21 protein-coding genes and 1 tRNA gene are annotated in these 23,415 nt (G+C 70.8%); 12 read left to right on the top strand and 10 right to left on the bottom strand.

Translation table 11 applies throughout. From position 1 onward, the window contains the following. Window positions 1–21: 21 nt before the first annotated feature. The 3 genes from sucC to ACZ561_RS12910 all read left to right on the top strand — a co-directional run bounded on the left by sucC (window position 22) and on the right by ACZ561_RS12910 (window position 3,819). Window positions 22–1,158: an ADP-forming succinate--CoA ligase subunit beta gene (gene sucC, locus ACZ561_RS12900; RefSeq protein ID WP_470993334.1), complete on the top strand. Its 1,137-nt coding sequence runs from the start codon at window positions 22–24 to the stop codon at window positions 1,156–1,158. Between the two features lie 14 nt (window positions 1,159–1,172). Further along, entirely contained in the window at window positions 1,173–2,075 is a 903-nt protein-coding gene (gene sucD / locus ACZ561_RS12905; protein WP_470993337.1) for a succinate--CoA ligase subunit alpha, read from the top strand. Window positions 2,076–2,244: 169 nt separating this feature from the next. Next, a complete protein-coding gene (locus ACZ561_RS12910; RefSeq protein WP_470993340.1) occupies window positions 2,245–3,819 on the top strand; it encodes an aldehyde dehydrogenase family protein in 1,575 nt (524 codons plus the stop codon). Window positions 3,820–3,829: 10 nt separating this feature from the next. Here ACZ561_RS12910 and ACZ561_RS12915 read toward each other — a convergent pair whose 3' ends face one another. Beyond that, entirely contained in the window at window positions 3,830–5,098 is a 1,269-nt protein-coding gene (locus ACZ561_RS12915) for a DUF2254 domain-containing protein (protein WP_470994418.1), read from the bottom strand. A 255-nt stretch (window positions 5,099–5,353) separates the two neighbouring features. Between ACZ561_RS12915 and ACZ561_RS12920 the strand changes: the two genes are divergently transcribed. Further along, window positions 5,354–5,441: transfer RNA gene (locus ACZ561_RS12920), tRNA-Leu, on the top strand. Between the two features lie 77 nt (window positions 5,442–5,518). Here the strand turns inward: ACZ561_RS12920 and ACZ561_RS12925 are convergent. From ACZ561_RS12925 to ACZ561_RS12935, 3 genes are read right to left on the bottom strand one after another with little or no spacing between them, the layout of a single operon-like run. Next, window positions 5,519–6,229 (bottom strand): class I SAM-dependent methyltransferase, encoded by a 711-nt coding sequence (locus ACZ561_RS12925; protein WP_470993343.1) that lies wholly within the window; start codon window positions 6,227–6,229, stop codon window positions 5,519–5,521. Beyond that, complete coding sequence (locus tag ACZ561_RS12930) at window positions 6,198–6,644, bottom strand: hypothetical protein (protein ID WP_470993346.1); 447 nt, start codon at window positions 6,642–6,644, stop codon at window positions 6,198–6,200. Before ACZ561_RS12930 ends, ACZ561_RS12925 begins: the two co-directional genes overlap by 32 nt. A 5-nt stretch (window positions 6,645–6,649) precedes the next feature. Further along, window positions 6,650–7,099, bottom strand: a complete 450-nt coding sequence (locus ACZ561_RS12935; protein ID WP_329113818.1) for an ATP-binding protein — start codon at window positions 7,097–7,099, stop codon at window positions 6,650–6,652. Between the two features lie 254 nt (window positions 7,100–7,353). On the opposite strand from ACZ561_RS12935, the gene ACZ561_RS12940 reads away from it, so the two are divergent. The 3 genes from ACZ561_RS12940 (at window position 7,354) to ACZ561_RS12950 (ending at window position 9,347) form a co-directional block, all read left to right on the top strand. Beyond that, on the top strand, window positions 7,354–8,226 hold the full coding sequence (locus ACZ561_RS12940) for a helix-turn-helix domain-containing protein (protein ID WP_470993350.1): 873 nt from the start codon (window positions 7,354–7,356) through the stop codon (window positions 8,224–8,226). After that, a complete protein-coding gene (locus ACZ561_RS12945; protein ID WP_015037566.1) occupies window positions 8,227–8,463 on the top strand; it encodes a DUF397 domain-containing protein in 237 nt (78 codons plus the stop codon). A gap of 77 nt (window positions 8,464–8,540) precedes the next feature. Further along, window positions 8,541–9,347: an SAM-dependent methyltransferase gene (locus ACZ561_RS12950; RefSeq protein ID WP_470993353.1), complete on the top strand. Its 807-nt coding sequence runs from the start codon at window positions 8,541–8,543 to the stop codon at window positions 9,345–9,347. A gap of 222 nt (window positions 9,348–9,569) precedes the next feature. Here ACZ561_RS12950 and ACZ561_RS12955 read toward each other — a convergent pair whose 3' ends face one another. Further along, the gene (locus ACZ561_RS12955; protein WP_470993356.1) at window positions 9,570–11,483 is read right to left on the bottom strand and encodes a M64 family metallopeptidase; all 1,914 of its coding nucleotides are present in this window, start codon (window positions 11,481–11,483) and stop codon (window positions 9,570–9,572) included. Window positions 11,484–11,541: 58 nt separating this feature from the next. Then, window positions 11,542–12,885, bottom strand: a complete 1,344-nt coding sequence (locus ACZ561_RS12960) for a 6-phospho-beta-glucosidase (RefSeq protein ID WP_470993358.1) — start codon at window positions 12,883–12,885, stop codon at window positions 11,542–11,544. A 17-nt stretch (window positions 12,886–12,902) separates the two neighbouring features. On the opposite strand from ACZ561_RS12960, the gene ACZ561_RS12965 reads away from it, so the two are divergent. Next, window positions 12,903–13,289 carry a VOC family protein gene (locus tag ACZ561_RS12965; protein WP_470993361.1) on the top strand — a complete coding sequence of 129 codons (387 nt, stop codon included), beginning with the start codon at window positions 12,903–12,905 and terminating at the stop codon, window positions 13,287–13,289. Between the two features lie 13 nt (window positions 13,290–13,302). Here the strand turns inward: ACZ561_RS12965 and ACZ561_RS12970 are convergent, their stop codons facing one another. Then, on the bottom strand, window positions 13,303–15,120 hold the full coding sequence (locus ACZ561_RS12970) for a hydroxysqualene dehydroxylase (RefSeq protein ID WP_470993364.1): 1,818 nt from the start codon (window positions 15,118–15,120) through the stop codon (window positions 13,303–13,305). A 144-nt stretch (window positions 15,121–15,264) separates the two neighbouring features. Here ACZ561_RS12970 and ACZ561_RS12975 point away from each other — a divergent pair, with 144 nt between their 5' ends. Then, window positions 15,265–15,696, top strand: coding sequence for a YchJ family protein (locus ACZ561_RS12975; RefSeq protein WP_470993367.1), 432 nt, complete (start codon window positions 15,265–15,267; stop codon window positions 15,694–15,696). Here ACZ561_RS12975 and ACZ561_RS12980 read toward each other — a convergent pair. Beyond that, a complete protein-coding gene (locus ACZ561_RS12980) occupies window positions 15,686–17,773 on the bottom strand; it encodes an MDR family MFS transporter (RefSeq protein ID WP_470993370.1) in 2,088 nt (695 codons plus the stop codon). The two genes, ACZ561_RS12975 and ACZ561_RS12980, sit on opposite strands and share 11 nt — an antisense overlap. Before the next feature lie 281 nt (window positions 17,774–18,054). Continuing rightward, window positions 18,055–18,252: a hypothetical protein gene (locus ACZ561_RS12985; protein WP_376435313.1), complete on the bottom strand. Its 198-nt coding sequence runs from the start codon at window positions 18,250–18,252 to the stop codon at window positions 18,055–18,057. A 536-nt stretch (window positions 18,253–18,788) separates the two neighbouring features. On the opposite strand from ACZ561_RS12985, the gene ACZ561_RS12990 reads away from it, so the two are divergent. Beyond that, entirely contained in the window at window positions 18,789–20,702 is a 1,914-nt protein-coding gene (locus tag ACZ561_RS12990) for an AMP-dependent synthetase/ligase (RefSeq protein ID WP_470993372.1), read from the top strand. Window positions 20,703–20,721: 19 nt separating this feature from the next. On the opposite strand, the gene ACZ561_RS12995 is transcribed toward ACZ561_RS12990, so the two are convergent. Next, window positions 20,722–21,780 carry an ATP-dependent DNA ligase gene (locus tag ACZ561_RS12995; RefSeq protein ID WP_470993375.1) on the bottom strand — a complete coding sequence of 353 codons (1,059 nt, stop codon included), beginning with the start codon at window positions 21,778–21,780 and terminating at the stop codon, window positions 20,722–20,724. A 52-nt stretch (window positions 21,781–21,832) separates the two neighbouring features. On the opposite strand from ACZ561_RS12995, the gene ligD reads away from it, so the two are divergent. Together ligD and ACZ561_RS13005 are read left to right on the top strand one after the other, a co-directional pair. Continuing rightward, window positions 21,833–22,855 (top strand): non-homologous end-joining DNA ligase, encoded by a 1,023-nt coding sequence (gene ligD, locus ACZ561_RS13000; RefSeq protein WP_470993378.1) that lies wholly within the window; start codon window positions 21,833–21,835, stop codon window positions 22,853–22,855. Window positions 22,856–22,971: 116 nt separating this feature from the next. Continuing rightward, complete coding sequence (locus ACZ561_RS13005; protein ID WP_470993381.1) at window positions 22,972–23,232, top strand: WhiB family transcriptional regulator; 261 nt, start codon at window positions 22,972–22,974, stop codon at window positions 23,230–23,232. The last annotated feature ends 183 nt before the right edge of the window (window positions 23,233–23,415 follow it).

Below are 23,415 nucleotides of genomic sequence, written 5' to 3' on the forward strand. Positions count from 1 at the left end.
CTTTCGAGACAGGGAGCCGAGATGGACCTGTACGAGCACCAGGCAAGGGAACTCTTCAAGGGCTACGGCATCGCGGTCCCCGACGCCGCTGTGGTCGACCACCCCCGCGAGGCGCGGCGCGCCGCCGAACTCCTCGGCGGACGGGTAGTGGTCAAGGCGCAGGTGAAGACCGGAGGCCGGGGCAAGGCGGGCGGTGTCAAGCTCGCCGCCGACCCCGCCGCCGCCGAGATCACCGCACGTCAGATCCTCGGCATGGACATCAAGGGCCACACCGTGCATCGAGTGATGCTCGCCCAACCCGTCGACATCCAGGACGAGTTCTATGTGAGCTACGTCCTCGACCGGGCCGCCGGCACCTTCCTCGCCATCGCCTCCGCCGAGGGTGGCATGGACATCGAGGAGGTCGCCGCCACCCGCCCCCAAGCCGTCGCCCGCATCCCCGTCGACCCTGCCGAAGGCGTCACCGAGGCCAAGGCCACCGAGATCGCGGCCGCGGCGGGTCTGCCCCCGGAGGCCGCCGACGCACTGCGCCGTCTCTGGGAGGTCCTCGTCCGGGAGGACGCCCTCCTCGTCGAGGTCAACCCCCTCGTCCGTACCGCCCAGGGCACGATCCTCGCCCTCGACGGCAAGGTCACCATCGACGACAACGCCGTCTTCCGCCAGGCCCGTTGGGGCGAGACGCCCGACGCGCCGGCGGCCGACGCCGATCCGCTGGAAGCCGCCGCCAGGGCCAGGGGCCTCAACTACGTCAAGCTCGACGGCGAGGTCGGCATCATCGGCAACGGCGCCGGACTCGTCATGTCCACCCTCGACGTCGTCGCCGGCCGGGGTGCCCGCCCCGCCAACTTCCTCGACATCGGCGGCGGCGCCTCCGCCCAGGTCATGGCCGACGGCCTCGACGTGATCCTCTCCGACCCCGAGGTCAGAGCCGTACTCGTCAATGTCTTCGGAGGCATCACCGCCTGCGACGCCGTCGCCGAGGGCATCGTCCAGGCCCTCGAATCCGTCCACCTGACCAAGCCGCTCGTCGTGCGCCTCGACGGCAACAGCGCGGCACGTGGCCGGGCCATCCTCGACGCCCGCGCCCACCCGCTGGTCGAACAGGCCACCACGATGGACGGCGCCGCCGCCCGTGCAGCCCAGCTCGCCACCCGCTGAAGGGAAGCAACGCCATGGCCGTCTTTCTGACCAAGGAGAGCAAGGTCCTCGTCCAGGGCATGACGGGAGCCGAGGGAATGAAGCACACCCGCCGGATGCTCGCCGCCGGCACCGACATCGTCGGCGGGGTCAACCGGCGCAAGGCCGGCAGCACCGTCGACCTCGACGGACGTGCGATCCCGGTCTTCGGCTCCGTCCGCGAAGGGATGGACGCCACCGACGCGGACGTCACGGTCGTCTTCGTCCCGCCACCGTTCGCGAAGGCGGCCGTCATCGAAGCCGTCGACGCGGGCATCGCCCTCGCCGTCGTCATCACCGAAGGCATCCCCGTCCACGACACCGTCGTGTTCCAGGCGCACGCCCGTGCCCACAGCACCAGGATCATCGGCCCCAACTGCCCCGGCCTCATCAGCCCCGGCCAGTCCAACGCGGGCATCATCCCCGCCGACATCGCCGCCAAGCCCGGCCGCATCGGACTCGTCTCCAAGTCCGGCACGCTCACCTACCAACTCATGTACGAACTGCGGGAGTACGGCTTCTCCTCGGCCGTCGGGATCGGTGGCGACCCGGTCGTCGGCACAACCCACATCGACTGCCTCACCGCCTTCGAGGCCGACCCCGACACCGATCTGATCGTGATGATCGGCGAGATCGGAGGTGACGCCGAAGAGCGCGCGGCCGACCACATCGCCGAGCACATCACCAAGCCCGTCATCGCCTACGTCGCCGGCTTCACCGCGCCCGAGGGCAAGACGATGGGCCATGCGGGCGCCATCGTCTCCGGTTCGTCCGGGACGGCCGAGGGGAAGCGGAAAGCCCTGGAAGCGGCCGGGGTGCGGGTCGGCTCCACGCCCACCGAAACGGCCGGCCTCGTCCTCGCCCGGCTGGCGAGCCCCGGCGCCCTCACCCACGATTGACGCGGCCACCGCGCCACAAAGCCCGCCGGTGCCAGGCCGCCCGGCCCCACCCCGCCCGCGCGATCGCCCCAGCCGTCGCACTCTCCCGCCCGCGCGCGCCCCCCAGCCGTCGCGCCCCGAGCCATCGCACCCTCCCGCCCGACTGTGCACCGAGAGCGGAGAACCCTCCATGGCACCCACCCCAGCCCCGTCCCCAACCCCCACCCTCCGACTCAAGCCCGGCACCGCCTGGTCCGACGCCTGGCAGCGCTGCCTGACCACCGCTCCCGAGTCGTTCCGCGACGACAGCGTCCACAACCTCTGGAACGGTGCCTGGCAGCCGGACGGCCGGCCGCTCCCCGCCACAAGCCCCGTGGACGGCAGTCCCGTCGCCGGCCCGCCGCGCCTCGACGCCACCACCGCCCACCAGGCCGTACGCGCCTCGCTCGACCAGCACCGCGCCTGGCGGCACATCCCGTTGCCCGAACGCCGGGCCCGTGTCTCCGCCACCCTCGACGCACTCACCGCGCATCGGGAGCTCCTCGCCCTCCTCCTCGTCTGGGAGATCGGCAAGCCCTGGCGGCTGGCGCAGGCCGACGTCGACCGCGCGATCGACGGGGTGCGCTGGTACGTCGACGGCATCGACCCCATGCTGGCCGGCCGTGCCCCGCTGCCCGGCCCGGTATCCAACATCGCCAGCTGGAACTACCCGATGTCCGTCCTGGTCCACGCCATGCTCGTGCAGGCGCTGGCCGGCAACGCGGTCATCGCCAAGACCCCGACCGACGGAGGACTCGCCTGCCTCACCCTCGCCTCGGCGCTCGCCGCCCGCGAGGGCATCCCGATCACCCTGGTCAGCGGCAGCGGCGGCGAACTCTCGGAAGCACTCGTCCGCGCCCCCGAGATCGGCTGTGTCTCCTTCGTCGGGGGCCGCGACACCGGCGCCCGGATTGCCACCGCAGTCGCCGACCTGGGGAAACGCCACATCCTGGAGCAGGAGGGACTCAACACCTGGGGCGTCTGGAACCACACCGACTGGCCCGCCCTCACCTCCGTGATCCCCAAACTCTTCGACTACGGCAAGCAGCGCTGCACCGCCTACCCGCGCTTCGTCGTCCAGCGCACCCTCTTCGCCGATTTCCTCGCCGCCTACCTGCCACCCGTCCGCGCCATCCGGTTCGGCCACCCGCTCGCCGTCGAACACCCGGAGGACGACCTCCCCGACCTCGACTTCGGCCCCCTCATCAACGCCGCCAAGGCCAAGGAGCTCGGCGACCTGGTCTCCGAGGCCGTCGACCGGGGGGCCGTCCCGCTGCACCACGGTTCGCTCGCGGACGGCCGCTTCCTGCCGGGCCAGGACACCTCCGCGTACCTACCGCCCGTCACGCTCCTGAACCCGCCCCCTTCCTCACCTCTCCATCACGCCGAACCCTTCGGCCCGGTCGACACGATCGTCCTGGTCGACACCGAGGCGGAGCTGCTCGCCGCGATGAACGCCTCCAACGGGGCTCTCGTCGCCACGCTCTCCACCGACGACCCGGAGACGTACGACCGCCTCGCGCCGCAGATCCGTGCGTTCAAGACCGGTCACGGGAAGCCCCGCTCGCGAGGGGACCGCGAAGAGCTTTTCGGCGGCTTCGGCGCCTCCTGGCGCGGGGCCTTCGTCGGCGGCGACCTGCTGGTCAAGGCCGTCACCGAGGGACGGGACGGGCCCGACGGGGCGCGGCTGCCGGGCAACTTCCCCGACTACCACCTGATGCCCTGACAGGGGCCGTTCACCCGATCCCCTGACGGTCCGACTCCAGGGCGAAGGTCCGGTCGGCCGCCTCCGGCACCGCGCGCTCCACCAGTTGCGTCAGCAGCGCGCGGTGCCGGAGCAGGGGTGCCCTGCGCTCCTCGGGGACCATCGACAACAGGTCGTCGATCCCCGCCAGCATCCGCCGGGACACCTGCGGGCTGTCGGCCGCGCAGCCGCGGACCTCGGTGAACCCCAGATCCACCAGATCGGTCCACTCGGGTCCGTCCTGCACCAGCCGGACGGAGCCCGCGCGGTCCCGGTGCTGGACGGATCCCAGCGGCCGGTTCGCCAGCATCGCGAGGATCTGGACGATCCGGTCCAGGCACTGCACGGCCGTCGTCGGGTCGTTGACGGCGGGGGAGAGGGCCCGCAGCGCGATGTCGGCGAGCTGCCGCAACCCGAATCCGAGATCCTGGTGGAACGTCCGCTCGACCCCGAGGGAGACCGCCGAGGCCAGCCGGCGCGGCACCTGCCCTCCGTGTACGGCGAGGATCCGGGTCCCGGGCACCACGAAGTCCCCGATCTTGGGGACGAGGCGCAACACCACTCCGTGCCGTTGCGCGCCTCCGACGAGCCAGGCCACGTTCACGTCCCGCAGCACGCCGGCACGGCCCCGGTGCACCAGGAACGCCGTGGGCTCCCCGAGCTCGCCGACCTCGTCCCCGTACAGCGGCTGTTTCAGGAGCACGGACAGGGCCTCGGTCGTGATCCGTTCCACCACGTGCCCCACCCGCATCAGCTGCAGCGTCGTGCTCACATACGCGACGAAGAGCAGCAGGCTCAGCGCCACCATGATCAGCGTCAGCACCGCCTGCACCAAGGGCACGACCGTCACGTACCGCGGATCGGTCTCGCTCTCGTACGAGGCCAGGACGAGCAGCGAGAGCAGGAAGGTCGACAGGAAGACGGAGAAGGTCGCCTTGGTGATCCGGCTCCGGATGAAGATCCGCACGATCCGGGGACTGAACTGGCCGCTCGCCATCTGTACCGCGACCAGCGAGATGGAGAAGACGACACCGATGAAGGTCATCATCGCGGAGGAGATCGTCGTCACGATCGTCTTGGCGTCGTCGGCGATCCCGATGAGCTCCGCGATCTCGTCGTACGCCTCGTCCTCGCGGAGCCAGTCGACGATCGCCTCGTCCAGAGCCGTCGCACCCATCCACAGCGCGACGATCGCCACCATCGAAAGGATCGGGGCGAACCAGAACGTGTCCCGCAGATGCTCCCGCAGCGGCGACAGCATCCGGGGCCTGCGGTAGGTCGACCTGCGGTACTCGGATCGGTTACTCACCCAGGGCAGGCTAGGCGGCACGGCTCGCCACTCCACGTATGCGCACGGCGACACTCTGTGCAACGTTCGGCGGGTGCGGACTGGATCAAGGACATCCAGGCCGCCGCACCCCACTGACCACGGGAAACGTGGGTGAAAGGCACCTCGAACCCCTGGTAGAGTTATCCATGTCGCCGCGGGGAACACCCCGAAACGACACAACACCTGGTCCGGGTGGCGGAATGGCAGACGCGCTAGCTTGAGGTGCTAGTGCCCTTTATCGGGCGTGGGGGTTCAAGTCCCCCCTCGGACACCAGAGACATGCAAAGGCGGGTTGTGGCTGAAGAGCCACAACCCGCTTTCGTCGTTGTCCGCCCGGCTCCCTGAAGCGCGCTACGGCTTCCGCGCCGCCACCAGCCTGCATCGCGGGCTGCCGTCCTCCCGTCGGCCCAGCGCCTCGATCGGCAGCAGTGACACCTCGAACCCCGCCTCCGTCAGCCGCTCGCTCACGTCCGCCAGGCGGAACGTGCGGTAGTACATGACGAAGGGCGGGCGCCACAGCGCGTTCCGTACGCGCATCGTCGCGTCGAAGCCCAGCAGGGTCCAGTACGGCAGCGAGCCGACCCGTGGGGGCGCCGGGAGGGGGAAGGCGAGGAGGCCGCCCGGGCGGAGGGAGGCGTGGGTCTGCGTGAAGAGTCTCGACTGCTCCGCCGGGAGGAAGTGGCCGAAGGCACCGAAGCTGACCGCCAGGTCGAAGGCCGGCGCGAAGGGGAGGGCCAGGGCGTCCCCGCGCACCAGGGTGGCCTTCGGATGGGCGCGGCGGGCCTCGGCCAGCATGCCCGTACTGAAGTCCACGCCCGTGACGCGGCCCGTGCACAGGGATCGCAGGACGGAGAGGCCCGCGCCGGTGCCGCAGCAGACGTCGAGGCCCCTGTCGAAGGGGCCCAGGGGGCGCAGGGTCTTTGTCACCGCGTCCAGGACGCGGTCCGGGGTGCGGAACGGGGTCTCGTCGAACTTCTTCGCCAGCAGGTCGTAGCCGTGCTCCACCGAAGAGAGGGCCTGGACGGCCAGCTCACGGACGGTCGGGCCCTGAGGGGTGAACATGCTCCGACATTACGCCGTCACTCTGCGTGGGAAAGAGGGTCCAGGAAGGAGCGGTTCCCGTCAGCTGGCAGGCCAGCAGATACAGGGGGATCGGCGGGGTGTACGGCGACGTGCCGTCGGGGCGGTGGATCAGGCGGGGGCGGCGGTCCGGGATCTCCGCGCCGGGGGCGTAGCAGGCCGGCATCGGCCAGGTCAGCTCCAGGTCCGAGCCGGTCGGGACCAGCCACCACCACCAGTCGGTGTCCGCGTAGACACAGCCCTTGGCGGGCAGCCGGGACAGGATCCGGAAGCCGTAGCGCGCCGGCACGCCCACCGCGTCGCAGCCCAGAGCGGTACGGAAGCCCGGCGGCACGACCAGACGGGTCGAGTCGGCCCCCGTGCTCCTGCGCGACCTCGGCGTCAGGAGCGTCGCCATCGACCTCAGCACGTGTGCCCCATGCCGTGGGCCAGCTCGGCCCAGACGACCCGCGCCGTTCCATGGCCCGTACGGTCCGCACCCCACGCGCTGCAGAGTCCGTCCACGAGCATCAGTCCCCGCCCTCGCTCCTCCTCGCCGCAGTCCCGTATCCGCGGATCGCCCGCGCCGCCCTCGTCCCGTACCGCTATGCGCAACTGCTCTTCACCCTCGCGCAGTTCGCAGATGACATGGGTGCTCGCGGTGTGCACGACGGCGTTGGTGACGAGCTCGGAGACGATCAGCGTCACCGTGTCGCGGATCTCCGGATCGCAGCCCCAGAGGATGAGTCGCTCCTCCGCCAGCCTGCGGGCGCGCGACACGGAAGACGTGCGGGCCGGCAGTTCGAAGGCGAACCGGCGGACATCGGGGCGGAGGCCGGGACGGGAAACGTCGGTTCGTGGGCGCTGGGTCATGACGCGGGGGGTCGCTAGACCTGAGGGGAGCGCGTTACCAGAAGCCACGACCGGTCCTCACAACAGTGGGTAAGCAGTGCCGCACGTCGCCCCCGTGGCGGCGCGCGGCAGCAGCACGTACTGGTTCACCGGAATACTCTGCTCCCGACGAGGACACTTGGCAAGTGGCACTCTGAAAATTGCAGAGTGCGGTGTTCTCTCTGGCCCTGTTCATGGCACACTCAACCAAAACAGCGCGTCGGGGAGGTCTGAGAGTGAGCGAGCCGCGGTCCGCCCCCACAGTGGGACAGGTCGTTCTCGGCAAGCGTCTGCAGGATCTGCGCGAGCGGGCCGGCCTGAAGCGGGAGGAGGCCGCCAAGGTCCTCCGCGTCGCTCCGGCCACCATCCGACGCATGGAAACGGCGGAAGTCGCGCTGAAGATCCCGTACGTCCAGCTCCTGCTGAAGGCGTACGGCATCACCGACTCCGAGGCGGAGGGCTTCGTCGCCCTCGCCGAAGAGGCCAATCTCCCCGGCTGGTGGCAGCGGTTCCACGACGTGCTGCCCGGCTGGTTCTCCATGTACGTCAGCCTGGAGGGGGCGGCCGCCCTCATCCGGGCCTACGAACCGCAGTTCGTCCCCGGTCTCCTGCAGACCGAGGGATACGCCCGCGCCATCCTGCGCAGCGGGGCCGTCGGCGGGAGCAGTGCCGGGAACGCCGAGGAGACAGAACGTCATGTAGCCCTGCGGATGGAGCGGCAGTCCCTGCTGACCAGGGAAGACGCCCCGAAGTTCTGGGTGATCATGGACGAGACCGTCCTCCGCCGACCGGTCGGCGACGGGCCCGAAGTGATGCGCGACCAGCTCGACCGGCTGCTCGAAGCGTCCGAGCTGCCGAACGTCACCCTGCAGATCGCGGAGTTCGCGTCCGGCCACCACCCCGGCACCTACGGACCGTTCGTCCTCTTTCGCTTCGCCGTGCCCGAACTCCCGGACATGGTCTACAGCGAGTACCTCACCGGCGCCGTCTATCTCGACGCGCGCCCCGAGGTGGCCTCTCATCTCGAGGTCATGGACCGCATGGCGGCCCAGGCCGCGACTGCACAACGCACGAAGGAGATCCTCCGGGATCTCCGCAAGGAGCTGTGAATGGATCGCATATACAACGGCATGCCCGCCGCGGAGCTCGGTGCCGAGGGATGGCACAAGCCGTGGAGCGGCGGGAACGGGGGCAACTGCGTGGAGGCCATGAAGCTGGCCGACGGCAGAGTCGCCGTGCGACAGTCCGCAGACCCTGAGGGACCCGCGCTCATCTACACCCACGGAGAGATCGCCGCCTTCATCCAAGGAGCGAAATCCGGTCAGGCCGACTTTCTGCTCACCTGACCCCTTCCGTCACACCCCTACCGTCGCGTAACTCTTGCTCTCATACCCGTAGTTCTCTCCGCCGACCAGGAGCCTCGATGAGCCAGGACCCCGCAGCCGTACGGATCGACACCAGCAAGCCGCATCCCGCGCGGATGTACGACTGGTTCCTGGGCGGCAAGGACAACTACCCGGTCGACGAGGAGATGGCCAGGCAGCTGCTCACCGTCGACGCGCGGGGCCGGGACATGGCGCGGGTCAACCGGGCGTTCATGCACCGCGCCATACGCTGGCTCAGCGCCCACGGCGTACGGCAGTACCTGGACATCGGTACGGGCATCCCCACCGAGCCCAACCTGCACCAGATCGCCCAGGAGGCCGCGCCGGACTCCCGGATCGTCTACTGCGACAACGACCCGATCGTGCTCGCGCACGCGGCCGCCCTGCTGCGCTCGACGCCCGAAGGGGCGACCGAGTACATCCAGGCGGACGCCCGCGACCCCGAACTCATCCTCGAAAGGGCCGGAAAGGTCCTTGACTTCGACAAGCCCATTGCCCTGTCGATGCTCGCCCTGCTGCACTTCGTCGGGGACGAGGACGGGGCGTACGACCTGGTCGGCAAGCTCGTCGACAAGCTCGCGCCGGGCAGCTACGTCGTTCTCTCGCATGTCACTGGCGACTTCGACCCGGAAGGCGCGGCGAAGGCCGTCGGCATGTACAAGGCTCGCGGGCTGACCTTGCGGCCGCGCTCCCGCGACGAGCTGGCCGCGTTCTTCGACGGTCTCGAGCTCGTCGATCCCGGTGTCTCGCTCACCGCCGAGTGGCACCCGGAGCTGGGCGAGGTCGTCCCGGTCCAGGGCGACGACCCCATCCCGGGCTGGGCCGCGGTCGGCCGCAAGGCCTGACGGACGCCGGGAGGCATCGAGGCCCGCGGACCGGACGGTCCGCGGGCCTCCGTACGTCGGTCGGTACGTGGTCCGCCGCGCGCGCCTCCGTGCACCGGTCGGTGCCCCGTCGGCCGCGCGCCTCCGTGCACCGGTCGGTGCCCCGTCGGCCGCGCGCCTCCGTGCACCGGTCGGTGCCCCGTCGGCCACACGCCTCCACGCGTCGGTCGGCGACGCGCCCCTTCAGCCGCGCGGCTCGACCAGCGTCACCAGGAAGGACTTCGCCGCGCTCACATTGCCCGCCGCGTCCATCGAGCGGTACTCGACCGTGTGCGTCCCGTAGTCCGGCGTCGCGTCGTCCCACGGGACCGCCCGGCTCCTGCCCAGCTTGCCGTAGACGAGATCGTCGATGACCGTGCCGCTCGGCGAGAAGCGGAACGGCGCGTCGGCGTCGGTCGGCCAGCCGTAGTACGTGTACCAGCCGTCGCCGTCCACCCGGAACTGGCTGACCACGGTGCCCGGTTGATCGTCCCTGGCGGTCAGCCTCATCGTGAACTCGCCGTCGTAGACGTACTCGACCGGGCGGCCGGGCCGACTCACCGTGCGCAGCGGCTCGGACAGCTCGTACGCCCCCGTCGCCGGACGGGCGTCCACCGTCCACCTCAACTCGGCGTCAGTGCCAGGGATCCTGGCCGTCAGCGTGTGGGTGCCGGGGGTGAGGCGCAGGGAACGCAGGTCCAGATCACGGTCGTTGCCCGGGTTGTCGACCGTCCGGCCGTCCAGTCGCCAGCGGACGGCGAGGGTGTCGCGCGTCGGGTGGGTGGTGTCGGCGTGGACGACCGAGCGCGCGCCGACGGGCGACGTCGTCGGCGTGTGGCCGGTGAACGCCGCCTCGACCTCGGCCTCGGGTGTGGTCAACGCGCGGTTCACCGTCCAGCTCACCGTACGGGTCAGGGCGGCCGAACCGCGGACCGAGGGGTCGCGGACGAACGGGGTCGGGTCGCCGACCGTCGCCGTCAGGGTGTGATTCCCGGGGGAGAGGTGCATGCGGCGCAGGTCGACGGTCCGGGAGTTGCCGGTCCCGATCGTCCGGCCGTCCAGCCGCCACACCACGGAGAGTTCACCGCCCAGCGGGTGCAGGGTGTCCACCCAGACCGTCCGGTCCGCCCCGATCGGCGCCGTGTCGGGCGTGTGCTGCTGCACAAGGTTCACCTTCGCCGAGATCGCCTGGACCATCACCTCGCGTTCGACCTGGTCGAAGGCGTAGCCGAGCGTCTTCATGATCGAGTGCTTGCTCGGCCGCCAGACGCCCTTGGTGCTGTACAGCCCGCCCTCGAAACGGCCGATGACACCACCCGCCTCGCTCCGGTCACCGAGCCAGCGCCACCACTTCGCGCGCTGCTCGCGCATCTGCTCCTCCGTCAGCAGGGTGTGGTGCGTCGAGGACGGCTCGGGGCCGGAGTACGTACCGCCGGCGACGCCGCGCGCGTAGTAGTCGTACTCGTCCTGGAGCTTGCCGAGCGAGTGGCCGATCTCGTGCGGGGTGATCAGCGAGGAGAGCGCGTTGCCGCCGGACGCGGTGGCGTAACTGCCGCCCGCGCCGCCGTACGTGTCGCTGTGGGCCAGCGCCACGATCTGCCGGTTGGCGCCGCTCGTGCCCGGGACGAGGTCGGCGAGGGACGCGGCCTTCCCGCTGTCGACCGTGAGCAGCCGCTGCACACTGCCCGGATTGCAGCCGCCCCAGAAGCCCATGCTCAGCGGGGTGTCACGCCGCGGCGCGTCGAGCCCCGGGTCGCAGTCCACGCCCGACTCCGGCGAAGGGACCTCCACCGCCCAGACGTTGATGTACGAGCGGTACGAGGCGAAGGGTTCGACGCTCCACAGCACGTTCAGGTGCTTCTCGACGTCCGCCCGGAACTCCGGCATCTCCTCGGCGGTGTAGCCGTCGCCCATCACGACCAGGTTGAAGCGCTTGTCGGCGGGTCCCGTGGTCTGTACGGGAACGACGGTCGCCGTGTCGACGACGTCGTCGACCGCCCCGGACGAGTCGGCGGCCGCCGGTCCCGCTCCCACCAGACCGGCGGTCATCAGGCAGCCCGCGGTGAGACGGACCAGCGCCCTTCTCAGATGTGTGCGACGTATCCCAGGTGAGTCCATGGGGCGCGAGCGTATGCCGCGCCCCATGGGGCGTAAAGATGTTCGTCGGACAGTCGTTTCAGCTTCGTAGGTAGGCCAGTTCCGCGTGACCGGCGGTGTAGCCGTCGACCAGCCGGCGGGCCACGGACACCGAGTCGACCAGTGGATGCAGTGCGAACGCCTTCACCGCTGTGGACCGTGATCCGCTCTCCGCCGCCGCCAGCACCTCGCGCTCGACGGCCTTGACCGCCGTCACCAGACCCACCGCGTGGTACGGCAGCGGCGCCACGGACACCGGATGGGCGCCGGCCGCGTCCACGAAGCACGGCACCTCGATCACCGCGTCCGCGTCGAGAACCGAAAGGGTGCTGCCGTTACGGACGTTGAGGATCAGCGTGGCTCGCTCGTTGCGCGCGATCGCCCGCATCAGCGCCAGGGCCACCTTCTCGTACCCGCCCGACTCCAGATCCTCCTCGTCGCGGTCGCCGATCCCGGCGGCCTCCCGGTTGGCGGCCATGTACGTCGCCTCCCGGTCGGCGAGCGTCCGGTGCCAGGTGGCCAGCGGAGGCGTGTCGGGTTTGCCCATCTCCTCGTAGAAACCGGCCTGTTGGTCGCGGAGGTAGGCGCCACGGGTCCGTTCGGCCTGCTGATAGGCGCGGACGGCCTCGCGGTTGAAGTAGTAGTAGTGCAGATACTCGTTGGGGATGGCGCCCAGCGAGCGCAGCCACTCGGGGCCGAAGAGACGACCCTCCTCGAAGGAGCCGAGCGCCTGCTCGTCGGCCAGCAGCCGAGGGAGCTCGTCGCGGCCGGCGACCCGCAGGCCGCGCAGCCAGCCGAGATGGTTGAGACCGACGTAGTCGATCCACGCCTCGTCCGGATGCGCGCCGAGGACCCGGGCGACCCGACGGCCGAGGCCGACGGGGGAGTCGCAGATGCCGACGACCCGGTCGCCGAGCACCCGGGACATGGCCTCCGTCACCAGACCGGCCGGGTTGGTGAAGTTGATGACCCAGGCGTCCGGGGCGAGTTCGGCGATCCGTCGCGCGATGTGCACGGCGACCGGTACCGTCCGCAGCCCGTACGCGATCCCGCCCGCGCCCACCGTCTCCTGGCCGAGAACTCCCTCGGCCAGCGCGATCCGCTCGTCCGCCGCCCGACCCTCCAGACCGCCGACCCGGATCGCCGAGAAGACGAAGTCCGCTCCGCGCAGCGCCTCGTCAAGATCCGTGGTCGCCGTCACCGAAGGGGCGTCCGGCACGCCCGCGCCCTGCTCGGCGAGGACACGGGCGATCGCCGAGAGCCGTGCGCCGTCGAGGTCGTGCAGCGTCACCTGGGTGACCCGCCCCTCGGCGTGGTCCGCGAGCAGGGCGCCGTACACGAGCGGGACCCGGAATCCGCCGCCTCCGAGAATCGTCAGTTTCATGGTCGTACGCTACTGCTGTGCACGTACTGAGCAGCCGGATTCTGCTCCGGCCCACCGATCCCGACCGCACCCGCCGCTTCTACGGAGACCTGATCGGGCTCACGGTGTACCGCGAGTTCGGCACGGGACCCGACCGGGGCACCGTCTACTTCCTGGGCGGGGGCTTCCTGGAGATCTCGGGGCGCGCCGCCCCGACCGAGGTCCCGTCACGCCTGCGCATCTGGCTCCAGGTGGCGGATGTCCGGGCGGTGCACCAGGAGCTCCTCGGCCGTGACGTCGAGATCCTGCGGGAGCCGGTGACCGAGCCCTGGGGGCTGGTCGAGATGTGGGTCGCGGACCCCGACGGCGTCGAGATCGTCGTCGTCGAGGTCCCCGAGGACCATCCGCTGCGCTACCGCCCCTGAGCGGTGCGCCGGATCACCCCACGTCGAGCGCGTTGCGCAGGCCGAGCCGGTACCGCAGCCGGTCGTGCCGCTTGAGCGACTCCAGCTCGGGTGCTCGGAACAGCGGCTGGACCGTGCAGCGTGCGGCCGTCGAACCCGTACGGTCGAGCAGCGCGTTCACGGCCTGCCGGGCGGAGGCGTTGGCGCCCTCCATGGTGGCGAGGTCGATGTCGACGGCCACGTAGTCGCCGGCCAGATAGAAGTTCGGGACCTTCGTCGCGGCCTGCGGGCGGTTGTGGAAGGTGCCGACCGGGTGGATCAGGAGCTGGTCGTCGTTGGTCGGGTTCGGGGTACCGAGGCCGTCCACGCCCGGGTCCAGGAACCAGGAGTGCAGGGCGCCGTCCTTCAGCACCGTACGGCCGGTGTCGTTGAATCCGGCCTTCAGCTGCGCCCACACCTCGCGCGCGACCTCGGTCCGGGTGCACTGCTTGGCCGTCTTGCCGTAGAGGATCCCCGGCCGGTCCCACTCCGAGACGTCCACCGAGAGACAGTCGACGACCGACCCGTCGCCGTAGTCGGCGGGAAAGTCACGCGTCGGCCAGTGGTGGGCCTGCTGGATGCACGTCAGGGACCAGGGGGAGTCGATCAGGTTGGCATGGCCCGCGAGGAGTGGGGCCCGCTCGGTCAGATAGAACTGGATGCCCGTCATCCAGTCCGTCTCCAGCCGGTCGCAGCGCGCCAGTTGAGGATCGGCCGCCCGCAGCGCGGCTCCCCAGGTGCGTCGCGCGTGCTCCACCGGCATCGCGGAGACGTAGTGGTCCGCCGTCACCGAGCGGCGCACCCCCTGCGGGTCCTCGATCACGGCGGCGGAGATCCGCCCGGCGGCGGAGTCGTACGCCATCTCCCGTACGGTCCAGCCGACACGGAACTCCACGCCCAGGCCGGTCAGATGGGTCACCCAGGGGTCGATCCACGCCTCGTTCGTGGGCAGGTCGAGGATCCGGTCGAGGGGCCCGTCCGCGCCGCGCCCGAGCGCGTTGAAGGCGAAGGCCTCCAGGAGCGTGGCGACCGTGCGGGTGCTGGCCTCCTCGGCCTTGGTCGCCACGATGTTGCGGGTGAGTCCGACGGCGAGGATGCGCTGGTAGTCGTAGCTCATCCGGTCGGCCCGCAGGAACTCCCACCAGGGCGTCGCCTCCCAGGTCCGGTCGCGCCGCTCGTCGCAGCTGGTGAGGAAGACGAGGAAGCGGTTGACGAAGTAGGCGGCCTCGTGGAGGGGGATGGAGCGAGCGGTCTCCAGGAGGGCGGTCAGGGCGCGGCGGATCTCGTCGAGGGTGAGCTCGGCGGGCCGGTGACCGGGCCACGGCAGCGGGATGCGCAGGTCCTCGCGGCCGGTGCGGGCGAAGGCCATCTCGGCCGGGGCGACGAGGTTGTCCCAGACGCCGTTGGCGTTCCCCGGGAAGGGAATGCGCCGCATCGTGTCGGGGAGGTTGTGGTAGATCCCGGGGATGAAGCGGAAGCCGTGCTCGGCGGGGAGCGGTCGCCGGGCGCCGCGCGCACTGTCCGGCACATCCATCGAGCGGGCCTTGCCACCGAGCGCCCGGCGCTCGTAGACGGTGACGCGGAAGCCTCGTTCGGCCAGTTCGTGGGCGGCGGTGAGACCGGCGACTCCACCGCCGAGGACGGCGACGGCGTGGGGCGCCGCCGCCCCGGGCCCGGCTTCCGCTTCGGCGGCCCGCGCCGCGGTCGCCGGCAGGGCTCCGACGGCGACCGCCCCGGTGACGGCCGCGGCGCCCACCACGAAGGCCCGGCGCGAACTCCCGTTGCTCCCTGCGCTCTCGTCCGTACGATCCATGCCCCGACCCCTTTACCGGCGGTAACCATCACGTCCGGCGCAGGAGCATACGGTCGCCCCCCTGCCCCCGGAAGAGTCGCGCGAGCCGCCCCGCGCACATGGCTCGATCCCGCCCTCCTCGCGGGCGCAGGACACAATGGCCCCATGGCCCGACGCACCACACGCAAGAACCCCCCGTCCCCCCGCATCACCACGGACTCGCCGTGCCCCTGCGGACTGACCGCCCGCTACGGCGACTGCTGCGGACGCTTCCACTCCGGATCGGCCGCCGCGCCCACCGCCGAACTGCTCATGCGTTCCCGCTACAGCGCCTTCGTCGTCCGCGACGAGGCCTATCTGCTGCGCACCTGGGCCCCGCAGACCCGGCCGTCCGAGGTCGACTTCGACCCCTCGATGCGCTGGACCGGCCTCGAGATCCGGGACACCGGCGACGGCACCGCCTTCCACCAGGCCGGAACGGTCACCTTCGTCGCCTCATACACCCACGGCGGCGTCCCCGGCGCGCTCCACGAGCGCAGCCGCTTCGCCCGCCATGAAGGCGCCTGGGTCTATGTCGACGGGGAGTTCATCGAGTAGCGCCCTCCAGCTCCCGCCTGCCCCTCGGCAGCCCGGTCGCCAGATCCTCGGCGATCAGCTTCTTCGCGATGGCGTCGGTCGCCGCCCGCAACTCGGGCCCGCTCGGCCGCCCGCGCTCCCGCTCGACCTGGCCGCTGAGCCAGTCGCCCCAGGCGTGCGTGATGACCTCGGCCTCCCGCTTCCCCGCAGGGGTGTGCGAGAGGAGATTGCCGTCCCGGGTCAGGAACCCCTCGTCGACCATGCGGTCGAAGACCGGGAGCAGGACTTCCGGAGGCACCCGCCGGCCGGCCGAGACGAGCCCGAGGCTGGCGTGTCCGACGATCCGGGTGTAGAGCTCCACCTGCATCACGGCCCACGCGCCCGCCGTGTCGAGCCGGGTGTCGGAGTCGGCGACGATCCGGCGGGCGGTCTCGAAGTCCGTCTTCCGCAGGATCCTTCCGACGGAGAGTTCGAGCAGCTTGGCCGAGTCGCCGGCGGTGGTGGGTGAGCCGAAGCCCTCGCCCATGTCGGGTGCCGAGGCCCGGGCCGTGTCCCGGAGCTTCACCTGCTTCAGGAACAGCGCCACGACGAAGCCGATCGCGGCGACCGGCACCGTCCAGAGGAAGACCGTGTGCAGGGTGTCCGCATAGGCCTCCACGATCGGCGCCGCCACGTCGTCCGGCAGCCCGTGGACGCCGGACGGGCTGGTCGCGGCCGTGGCGATCGCCGCCGGGTCCTGGCCGGGCCCGGCGATCGCCACGGCCTCGCGGACTCCCTGGGCCAGGTTGGGCTCCAGGGAGTTGGTGTAGATCGTGCCGAAGACGGCGGTGCCGAAGGAGCTGCCCAGCGTACGGAAGAAGGTGACGCCCGAGGTGGCGGTGCCGAGATCGGCGTACTCCACGGTGTTCTGCACGGCGATGGTGAGCACCTGCATGCACAGACCGATGCCGACGCCGAGCACGAACATGTACAGCGACTCCAGCCAGGCGCTCGTCCCCGTGCCCATCAGGGACAGGAGGAAGAGACCGACCCCCATCACCAGACAGCCCACGATGGGGAAGATCCGGTAGGAGCCCGTCTTGCTCACCACATTGCCGCTGTAGATCGACGCGATCAGCAGACCGACGACCATCGGCAGCGTGCGGATGCCCGAGACGGTGGCCGAGTCACCGTCGACGTACTGCAGGTAGGTGGGCAGGAACGTCATCGAACCGAGCATGGCGAAGCCGACGACGAAGCTCAGCACGGAGCAGACGGTGAACACCGGATTGGCGAAGAGCCGCATGGGCAGCATCGGTTCGGCGGCCCGGGTCTCCACCCAGCAGAACAGCGCGAGGGCGATCAGTCCGCCGGCGAAGAGACCGATGATGACGCCGGATGTCCAGGCGTACTCGTTGCCGCCCCAACTGGTCGCCAGGATCAGGGCGCTGGAGCCAGCCGCGACCAGCGCGATGCCCGCGTAGTCGATGACCGGCTTGCTCGCGGAGCGTACGGAGGGGATCGTACGGGCGGCGGCGATCACCACCAGGATCGCGATCGGGACGTTGACGTAGAACGCCCAGCGCCAGGTCAGATGGTCGGTGAAGAGCCCGCCGAGCAGCGGGCCGATGACGGTGGAGACGCCGAAGACGGCGCCGATCGCGCCCTGGTACTTGCCGCGCTCCCGCAGCGGGATCACATCGGCGATCAGCGCCATCGAGGTGACCATCAGACCGCCGGCGCCGACGCCCTGCAGTCCGCGCCAGACGATCAGCAGGGTCATGTTGGTGGCGAGGCCGCAGAGGAACGAGCCGGTGATGAAGATGATCGCGGAGATCTGGAAGATCACCTTGCGCCCGAACAGATCACCGAACTTGCCGACGAGCGCGGCGGCGACCGTCTCGGCCAGGAGGTAGGCGGTGACCACCCAGGACATGTGCGCGGCGCCACCGAGGTCCGAGACGATGGTCGGCAGGGCGGTGCCGACGATCGTCTGGTCCAGCGCGGCGAGCAGTACACCCAGCATGATCGTGCCGAAGACGATGTTGCGGCGGCGACTGTCGAGCACGGGGGGCCCGGCGGCCGGGGGCGCGGGCGCGGCTTCGCTGGTGGTGGTCACTCTCGCAGCCTCACACCGGGTGGCGCCGCCCGCATGTGGGGGACGGCCGAACCGGTGCGGCGACGGGGCGGCGCCCCGAACGGAGTAGGGGCCGCCTGCCGGTGGAGCGCCGGCGGAGCGCACCGGCAGCAGCGAGTGGTGTGCCGGGCGGGGCAGCACCGGCCGTCAGCGGGTGATGCCGGGCGGGGCAGCACCGGCCGTCAGCGGGTGATGCCGGGCGGGGCAGCACCGGCCGTCAGCAGGTGGTGCAGGGCGGGGATACGGGCAGCCGCCGGGTGGTGCTAGCGCGGCAGCACCGGCAGCAGCGGGTGATGCTTCGCCAGGACCTTGTTGGCCCGGGCGAGCGTGGACAGGGCGTGCTCGCGGTCCGCGTGGTCCTCGGCGCACAGCGGCCCACGGAACCTGAGCACCTCGCGCGCCGCGCAGTCGGCATCGACCTCCGCCTGCAGGACGTGCAGCGGCAGACAGGAACCGATCATCGCGGCCACACGGTCGGGGATCGGGACGGGGACGAGGGGTGAGGGCGAGGTGATCACGGGTCAGTCCTTGTGGGGGTCCGGTGTCGGGGAGGGGTCTCCCCCTCCATACGTACAGGATGGGCTTCCGGGTTCGTCGACGGGGATGTCTCCGTGCGGCAACGGCCGGAAGGCCGCTCGGCCGGGCGTACGGAGCGGATGTGCACCCCGCTCCGGGGGCCCCGGGCGGCGGCGCGGAACGTTCTCGCAGGTGTACGGCGCGCGGTGCGATCTTCACCAGGAGACCGCCGCCCCGAATCGCTCGGGTGTCCGTCGAATGCAGAATCGAGAATCCCTGCCCGGTGGCGGATCGTCGAAGCGGGAATGTGAAGCATCTCACGCCGGATTCGGTCGCTCGATGACGCCGTGGCGGGCCGAAGTGGTTTACGGGAGAACATGCGAGGGCGGTTGAAAACGCCTTACGCGCGGGTAAGTTGACTGTTCGGTAAGTCCAGAGAACCGGTCACTCCCCGCCCGCATGCCGCGAACAGGAGCCCGCCATGGGCGTACGCAAGGATCTGAAGCAGGCCAAGAGGCGCAGCGCCCTTCTCGACCGCTTCCCGGTCGAGCTCGTGCGCGAGAACGGTGTCGTGCGCGAGGCGCGTACACCCCTCCCGGACGGGCCGCCGCCCACCGGTACGCCCGCGGACATCCCCTTCGTCAACGCCGCTGAGGATCCCGGCGCGGTCGTCATGCGTCGTAAGCGGCAGGGGAGTTGGCAGCCCGTCACCGCGGCCGAGTTCGCCGGCGACGTCCGGGCCGCCGCGAAGGGGCTGATCGCCGCGGGGGTGGAGCCCGGTGGGCGGGTCGTGCTGATGGCGCGCACGAGTTACGAATGGTGCGTGCTCGACTTCGCCATCTGGGCGGCCGGCGGGCAGACCGTCCCCGTCTACCCCACGTCCTCGGCCGAACAGATCGTCTGGATCCTCCAGGACTCCGGCGCCCGTCATGCCGTCACCGAGGCCGCCGAGCACACGGCCGCGCTTCTCGAAGCGGCCGCGAGGCTCTCCGAACCGGTCCGGAGCTGGGAGATCGGCTCCGGCGGAGTGGAGGAACTGACCGGAATCGGAACGGAGTTGCCCGACGAGGAGGTGGCCAGGCGCCGCGCCGCGCTCACATCGGACACCGTCGCCACCGTCTGCTACACCTCCGGGACCACCGGCCGCCCCAAGGGCTGTGTCCTCACCCACGGCAATCTTCACGCCGAAGGGGCCGGCACCGTGGAGCTGCTGCACCCGGTCTTCAAGGAGGTCACCGGTCAGGCGGCCTCGACGCTGCTCTTCCTGCCGCTCGCCCATATCCTCGGACGCGCCATCCAGATCGCCTGCCTCATGGCCCGTATCGAGATCGGTCACTTCCCCAGCATCAAGCCCGATGAACTGCGGCCCGAACTACGGCGGTTCAGGCCCACCTTCGTCGTCGGGGTGCCCTACCTCTTCGAGAAGATCCACGACACCGGGCGCGCCACCGCCGAGAAGCTCGGCCGCGGTTCGTCCTTCGACCGCGCCGACTCCATCGCCGTGCGGTTCGGCGAGGCGGCGCTGAGCCGCCTGCTGGACGAGGGCCGCCGCCCCGGACTCGGACTGACGGCCGGCTGGGCCCTGTACGACCTCCTCGTCTACCGGCGCATCCGCAAGGAGCTCGGCGGGAATCTGCGGTACGCCATCAGCGGCGGATCCCCGCTCGACCGCCGCCTCAGCCTCTTCTTCTACGCCGCCGGGGTGCTCGTCTACGAGGGGTACGGCCTCACCGAGACGACCGCGGCCGCCACCGTCACCCCGCCCCTGAGGCCCCGGCCCGGCACCGTCGGACGGCCCGTCCCCGGCATCGCGATCCGCATCGCCGACGACGGGGAGGTGCTGATCAAGGGCGGCATCGTCTTCGCCGCGTACTGGAACGACCCCGACGCCACCGAGGAGGTGCTGCGGGACGGCTGGTTCGCCACCGGCGATCTCGGCGCCCTCGACGACGACGGCTATCTCGTCATCACCGGCCGCAAGAAGGACATCCTGATCACCTCGGGCGGCAAGAACGTTCCCCCGGCCGTTCTCGAGGACCGGCTGCGCAGCCGTCCGCCGGTGGGGCAGTGTCTGGTCGTCGGCGACAACCGCCCGTACATCGCGGCGATCGTCACCCTCGACCCCGAGGCGGTCCAGCACTGGCTGGCCGTACGGAAGCGGCCCGGGGACACCCCGATGGCCGCGCTCTGCGAGAACCCGGAGCTGATCGCCGACATCCAGAAGGCCGTCGACTACACCAACCAGGCCGTCTCCCGGGCCGAGTCGATCCGCAGGTTCCGCATCGTGCCGGGGGAGTTCAGCGAGGAGAACGGGATGCTCACCCCGTCTCTCAAGGTCAAGCGGCACGCGGTGGCGGCGGCGTACGCGGCGGAGATCGAGGCGCTGTACCGCTGAGACGTCGTACCGCCGATGGCTACGCCAGCACCTCGGAGAGGTCGTACGAGACCGGCTCCTCCAGCTGTGTGTACCCGCAGGACTCCGGCGCGCGGTCCGGCCGCCACCGCTTGAACTGGGCCGTGTGCCGGAACCGGTCGCCCTCCATGTGGTCGTAGCCGACCTCGCAGACCCGCTCCGGTCGCAGCGCCACCCAGGAGAGGTCCTTCTTCCCCGACCAGCGGCTCGGCGCGCCCGGCAGCCGCGCCCCCGCGTGCGCGGCCTCCTCCGCCCAGGCCGCCCACGGGTGGCCGTCGGGCGGGTCCATCCGCAGCGGCTCCAGCTCGGTGACCAGCTCCTCGCGGCGCTTGGCGGTGAAGGCGGCGCAGACCCCGACGTGCTGAAGGGTGCCGCCGCCGTCGTACAGCCCGAGCAGCAGGGAGCCGACCACGGGCCCGCTCTTGTGGAAGCGGTACCCGGCCACGACCACGTCGGCGGTCCGCTCGTGCTTGATCTTGTACATCAGGCGGGCGTCCGGCCGGTACGGCAGATCCAGTGGTTTGGCGATCACGCCGTCCAGCCCCGCGCCTTCGTACTGCTCGAACCAGCGCGCCGCGACCTCCGGGTCCGTCGTCGCCGGTGCCAGGTGAACCGGGGCGTCGACCCCGCGCAGGGCTTCCGCCAGGGCGGCCCGGCGGTCGGTGAGCGGGGTGTCGAGGAGGGACTCGTCGCCGAGGGCGAGCAGGTCGAAGGCGATGAACCGGGCGGGGGTCTTCTCGGCCAGCATCCGCACCCGTGAGTCGGCGGGGTGGATGCGCTCGGTGAGCCGGTCGAAGTCGAGCCGCCCCTCGTGCTCGATCACGATCTCGCCGTCGACCACGCAGCGCTGCGGGAGCCGGTGCAGCAGAGCCTCGACCAGTTCGGGGAAGTAGCGGGTCAGCGGCTTGCCCGTACGGCTGCCGATGACGAGGTCCGGCCCGTCGCGGTGCACGATGGCGCGGAAACCATCCCATTTCGCCTCGTACTGCATCCCTGGGGGGATCTTCTTCACGGCCTTGGCCAGCATCGGCTTCACGGGCGGCATCACCGGCAGATCCATGGGTCGATTGTCCGGTATGCGGGGAATGTCGGCGAGCTCTACGCTGGCTCGCATGGCGAGCAAGGCGGCAGCGGTGGAACTGGAAGTCGGCGAGCGGACCGTACGCGTGTCCAATCCGGACAAGGTGTACTTCCCCGAACCCGGCTACACCAAGCTCGACATGGTCAGCTACTACCTGGCGGTCGGGGACGGCATCACGCGTGCGCTGCGCAACCGTCCCACGACCCTGGAGCGTTACCCCGACGGGGTGACGGGCGAGTCCTTCTTCCAGAAGCGCGCCCCCAAGTACCTCCCGGAGTGGATCCCCACCGCGCACATCACCTTCCCCAGCGGCCGGTCCGCCGACGAGATGTGCCCGACCGAGCCCGCGGCCGTGCTGTGGGCCGCCAACCTCGGCGCGGTCACCTTCCACCCCTGGCCGGTCCGGCGCGAGGACACCGACCATCCCGACGAGCTGCGCATCGACCTCGACCCGCAGCCGGGCACGGACTACGCCGACGCGGTGCGCGCCGCGCACGAGCTGCGCGCCGTGCTCGACGAGCACGGACTGAGGGGCTGGCCCAAGACCTCGGGCGGGCGCGGCCTGCACGTCTTCGTTCCGATCGAGCCGAACTGGACCTTCACCCAGGTCCGCCGTGCGGCCATCGCGTGCGGACGCGAGCTGGAACGGCGGATGCCGGATCAGGTGACGATCAAGTGGTGGAAGGAGGAGCGCGGCGAGAAGATCTTCGTCGACTACAACCAGACGGCCCGCGACCGCACGATCGCCTCCGCCTACTCCGTCCGGCCCCGCCCCCATGCCCCGGTCTCCGCCCCGCTGAACTGGGACGAGATCGACGACGCGACGCCCCTGGACTTCGACATCAGGACGATGCCGGCCCGCTACGCCGAGCTGGGCGACGTCCACGCCGGCATGGACGACGAACGCTTCAGCCTGGAGAGCCTCCTGGAACTGGCCCGCCGCGACGAGGCGGACCACGGCCTCGGCGACCTGCCGTACCCGCCGGAGTACCCGAAGATGCCGGGGGAACCGAAGCGCGTGCAGCCGAGCCGGGCGAAGAAGGACGACAGCTGAGGTCCCTCCTTGCGCGACCCGCGAGTGCGCCGCGCAAGGAGGCGTCGAAGCGCTCGGCGCGCCGCATTGATCGAACGTTGATGGGCCGTTTACGGCCACGGGGCAACGTGTCCGCCATGCAGACCGACACCACCGCCGTACTGAACGCCCCGGCCCCCGACATGTCCTGGCAGGAGAACGCCCTGTGCGCCCAGGCGGGCCCCGAATTCTTCTTCCCGGCCCCCGGTTCCTCCACCCGCGAGGCGAAGCAGCTGTGCGGGGCGTGCGAGGGGCGGGTGCAGTGCCTGGAGTACGCCCTGGACCACGACGAGCGGTTCGGGGTGTGGGGCGGGCTCTCGGAGAAGGAGCGGGGGCGGCTGAAGCGACAGCAGGGGTGAGCCGTGCGGGTCGCCGGAACGTGAGGTCCGGGTACCGGCCGTTCCGGGCCGCTCCAGCCACCTCGGTTCCACCCGTGCCGGCCGTTCCGTTCCGGGCCGCTCCCGCCACCTCGGTTCCACCGGTGCCGGCCGAGGCGATAACCGGGTGCCGACCCTGGTCCACGCTCACTACGATCAAGGACC

It is taken from the genome of Streptomyces sp. NPDC039609, assembly GCF_055596705.1.

What these genes read in the sequence shown, in the direction of transcription:
- sucC (WP_470993334.1), top strand. Translation starts at nt 22, where the DNA reads ATGGACCTGTACGAGCACCAGGCAAGGGAACTCTTCAAGGGCTACGGC.
- sucD (WP_470993337.1), top strand. Translation starts at nt 1,173, where the DNA reads ATGGCCGTCTTTCTGACCAAGGAGAGCAAGGTCCTCGTCCAGGGCATG.
- ACZ561_RS12910 (WP_470993340.1), top strand. Translation starts at nt 2,245, where the DNA reads ATGGCACCCACCCCAGCCCCGTCCCCAACCCCCACCCTCCGACTCAAG.
- ACZ561_RS12915 (WP_470994418.1), bottom strand. Translation starts at nt 5,098, where the DNA reads ATGCTGTCGCCGCTGCGGGAGCATCTGCGGGACACGTTCTGGTTCGCC.
- ACZ561_RS12925 (WP_470993343.1), bottom strand. Translation starts at nt 6,229, where the DNA reads ATGTTCACCCCTCAGGGCCCGACCGTCCGTGAGCTGGCCGTCCAGGCC.
- ACZ561_RS12930 (WP_470993346.1), bottom strand. Translation starts at nt 6,644, where the DNA reads ATGGCGACGCTCCTGACGCCGAGGTCGCGCAGGAGCACGGGGGCCGAC.
- ACZ561_RS12935 (WP_329113818.1), bottom strand. Translation starts at nt 7,099, where the DNA reads ATGACCCAGCGCCCACGAACCGACGTTTCCCGTCCCGGCCTCCGCCCC.
- ACZ561_RS12945 (WP_015037566.1), top strand. Translation starts at nt 8,227, where the DNA reads ATGGATCGCATATACAACGGCATGCCCGCCGCGGAGCTCGGTGCCGAG.
- ACZ561_RS12950 (WP_470993353.1), top strand. Translation starts at nt 8,541, where the DNA reads ATGAGCCAGGACCCCGCAGCCGTACGGATCGACACCAGCAAGCCGCAT.
- ACZ561_RS12955 (WP_470993356.1), bottom strand. Translation starts at nt 11,483, where the DNA reads ATGGACTCACCTGGGATACGTCGCACACATCTGAGAAGGGCGCTGGTC.
- ACZ561_RS12960 (WP_470993358.1), bottom strand. Translation starts at nt 12,885, where the DNA reads ATGAAACTGACGATTCTCGGAGGCGGCGGATTCCGGGTCCCGCTCGTG.
- ACZ561_RS12970 (WP_470993364.1), bottom strand. Translation starts at nt 15,120, where the DNA reads ATGGATCGTACGGACGAGAGCGCAGGGAGCAACGGGAGTTCGCGCCGG.
- ACZ561_RS12975 (WP_470993367.1), top strand. Translation starts at nt 15,265, where the DNA reads ATGGCCCGACGCACCACACGCAAGAACCCCCCGTCCCCCCGCATCACC.
- ACZ561_RS12985 (WP_376435313.1), bottom strand. Translation starts at nt 18,252, where the DNA reads ATGATCGGTTCCTGTCTGCCGCTGCACGTCCTGCAGGCGGAGGTCGAT.
- ACZ561_RS12990 (WP_470993372.1), top strand. Translation starts at nt 18,789, where the DNA reads ATGGGCGTACGCAAGGATCTGAAGCAGGCCAAGAGGCGCAGCGCCCTT.
- ACZ561_RS12995 (WP_470993375.1), bottom strand. Translation starts at nt 21,780, where the DNA reads ATGGATCTGCCGGTGATGCCGCCCGTGAAGCCGATGCTGGCCAAGGCC.
- ligD (WP_470993378.1), top strand. Translation starts at nt 21,833, where the DNA reads ATGGCGAGCAAGGCGGCAGCGGTGGAACTGGAAGTCGGCGAGCGGACC.
- ACZ561_RS13005 (WP_470993381.1), top strand. Translation starts at nt 22,972, where the DNA reads ATGCAGACCGACACCACCGCCGTACTGAACGCCCCGGCCCCCGACATG.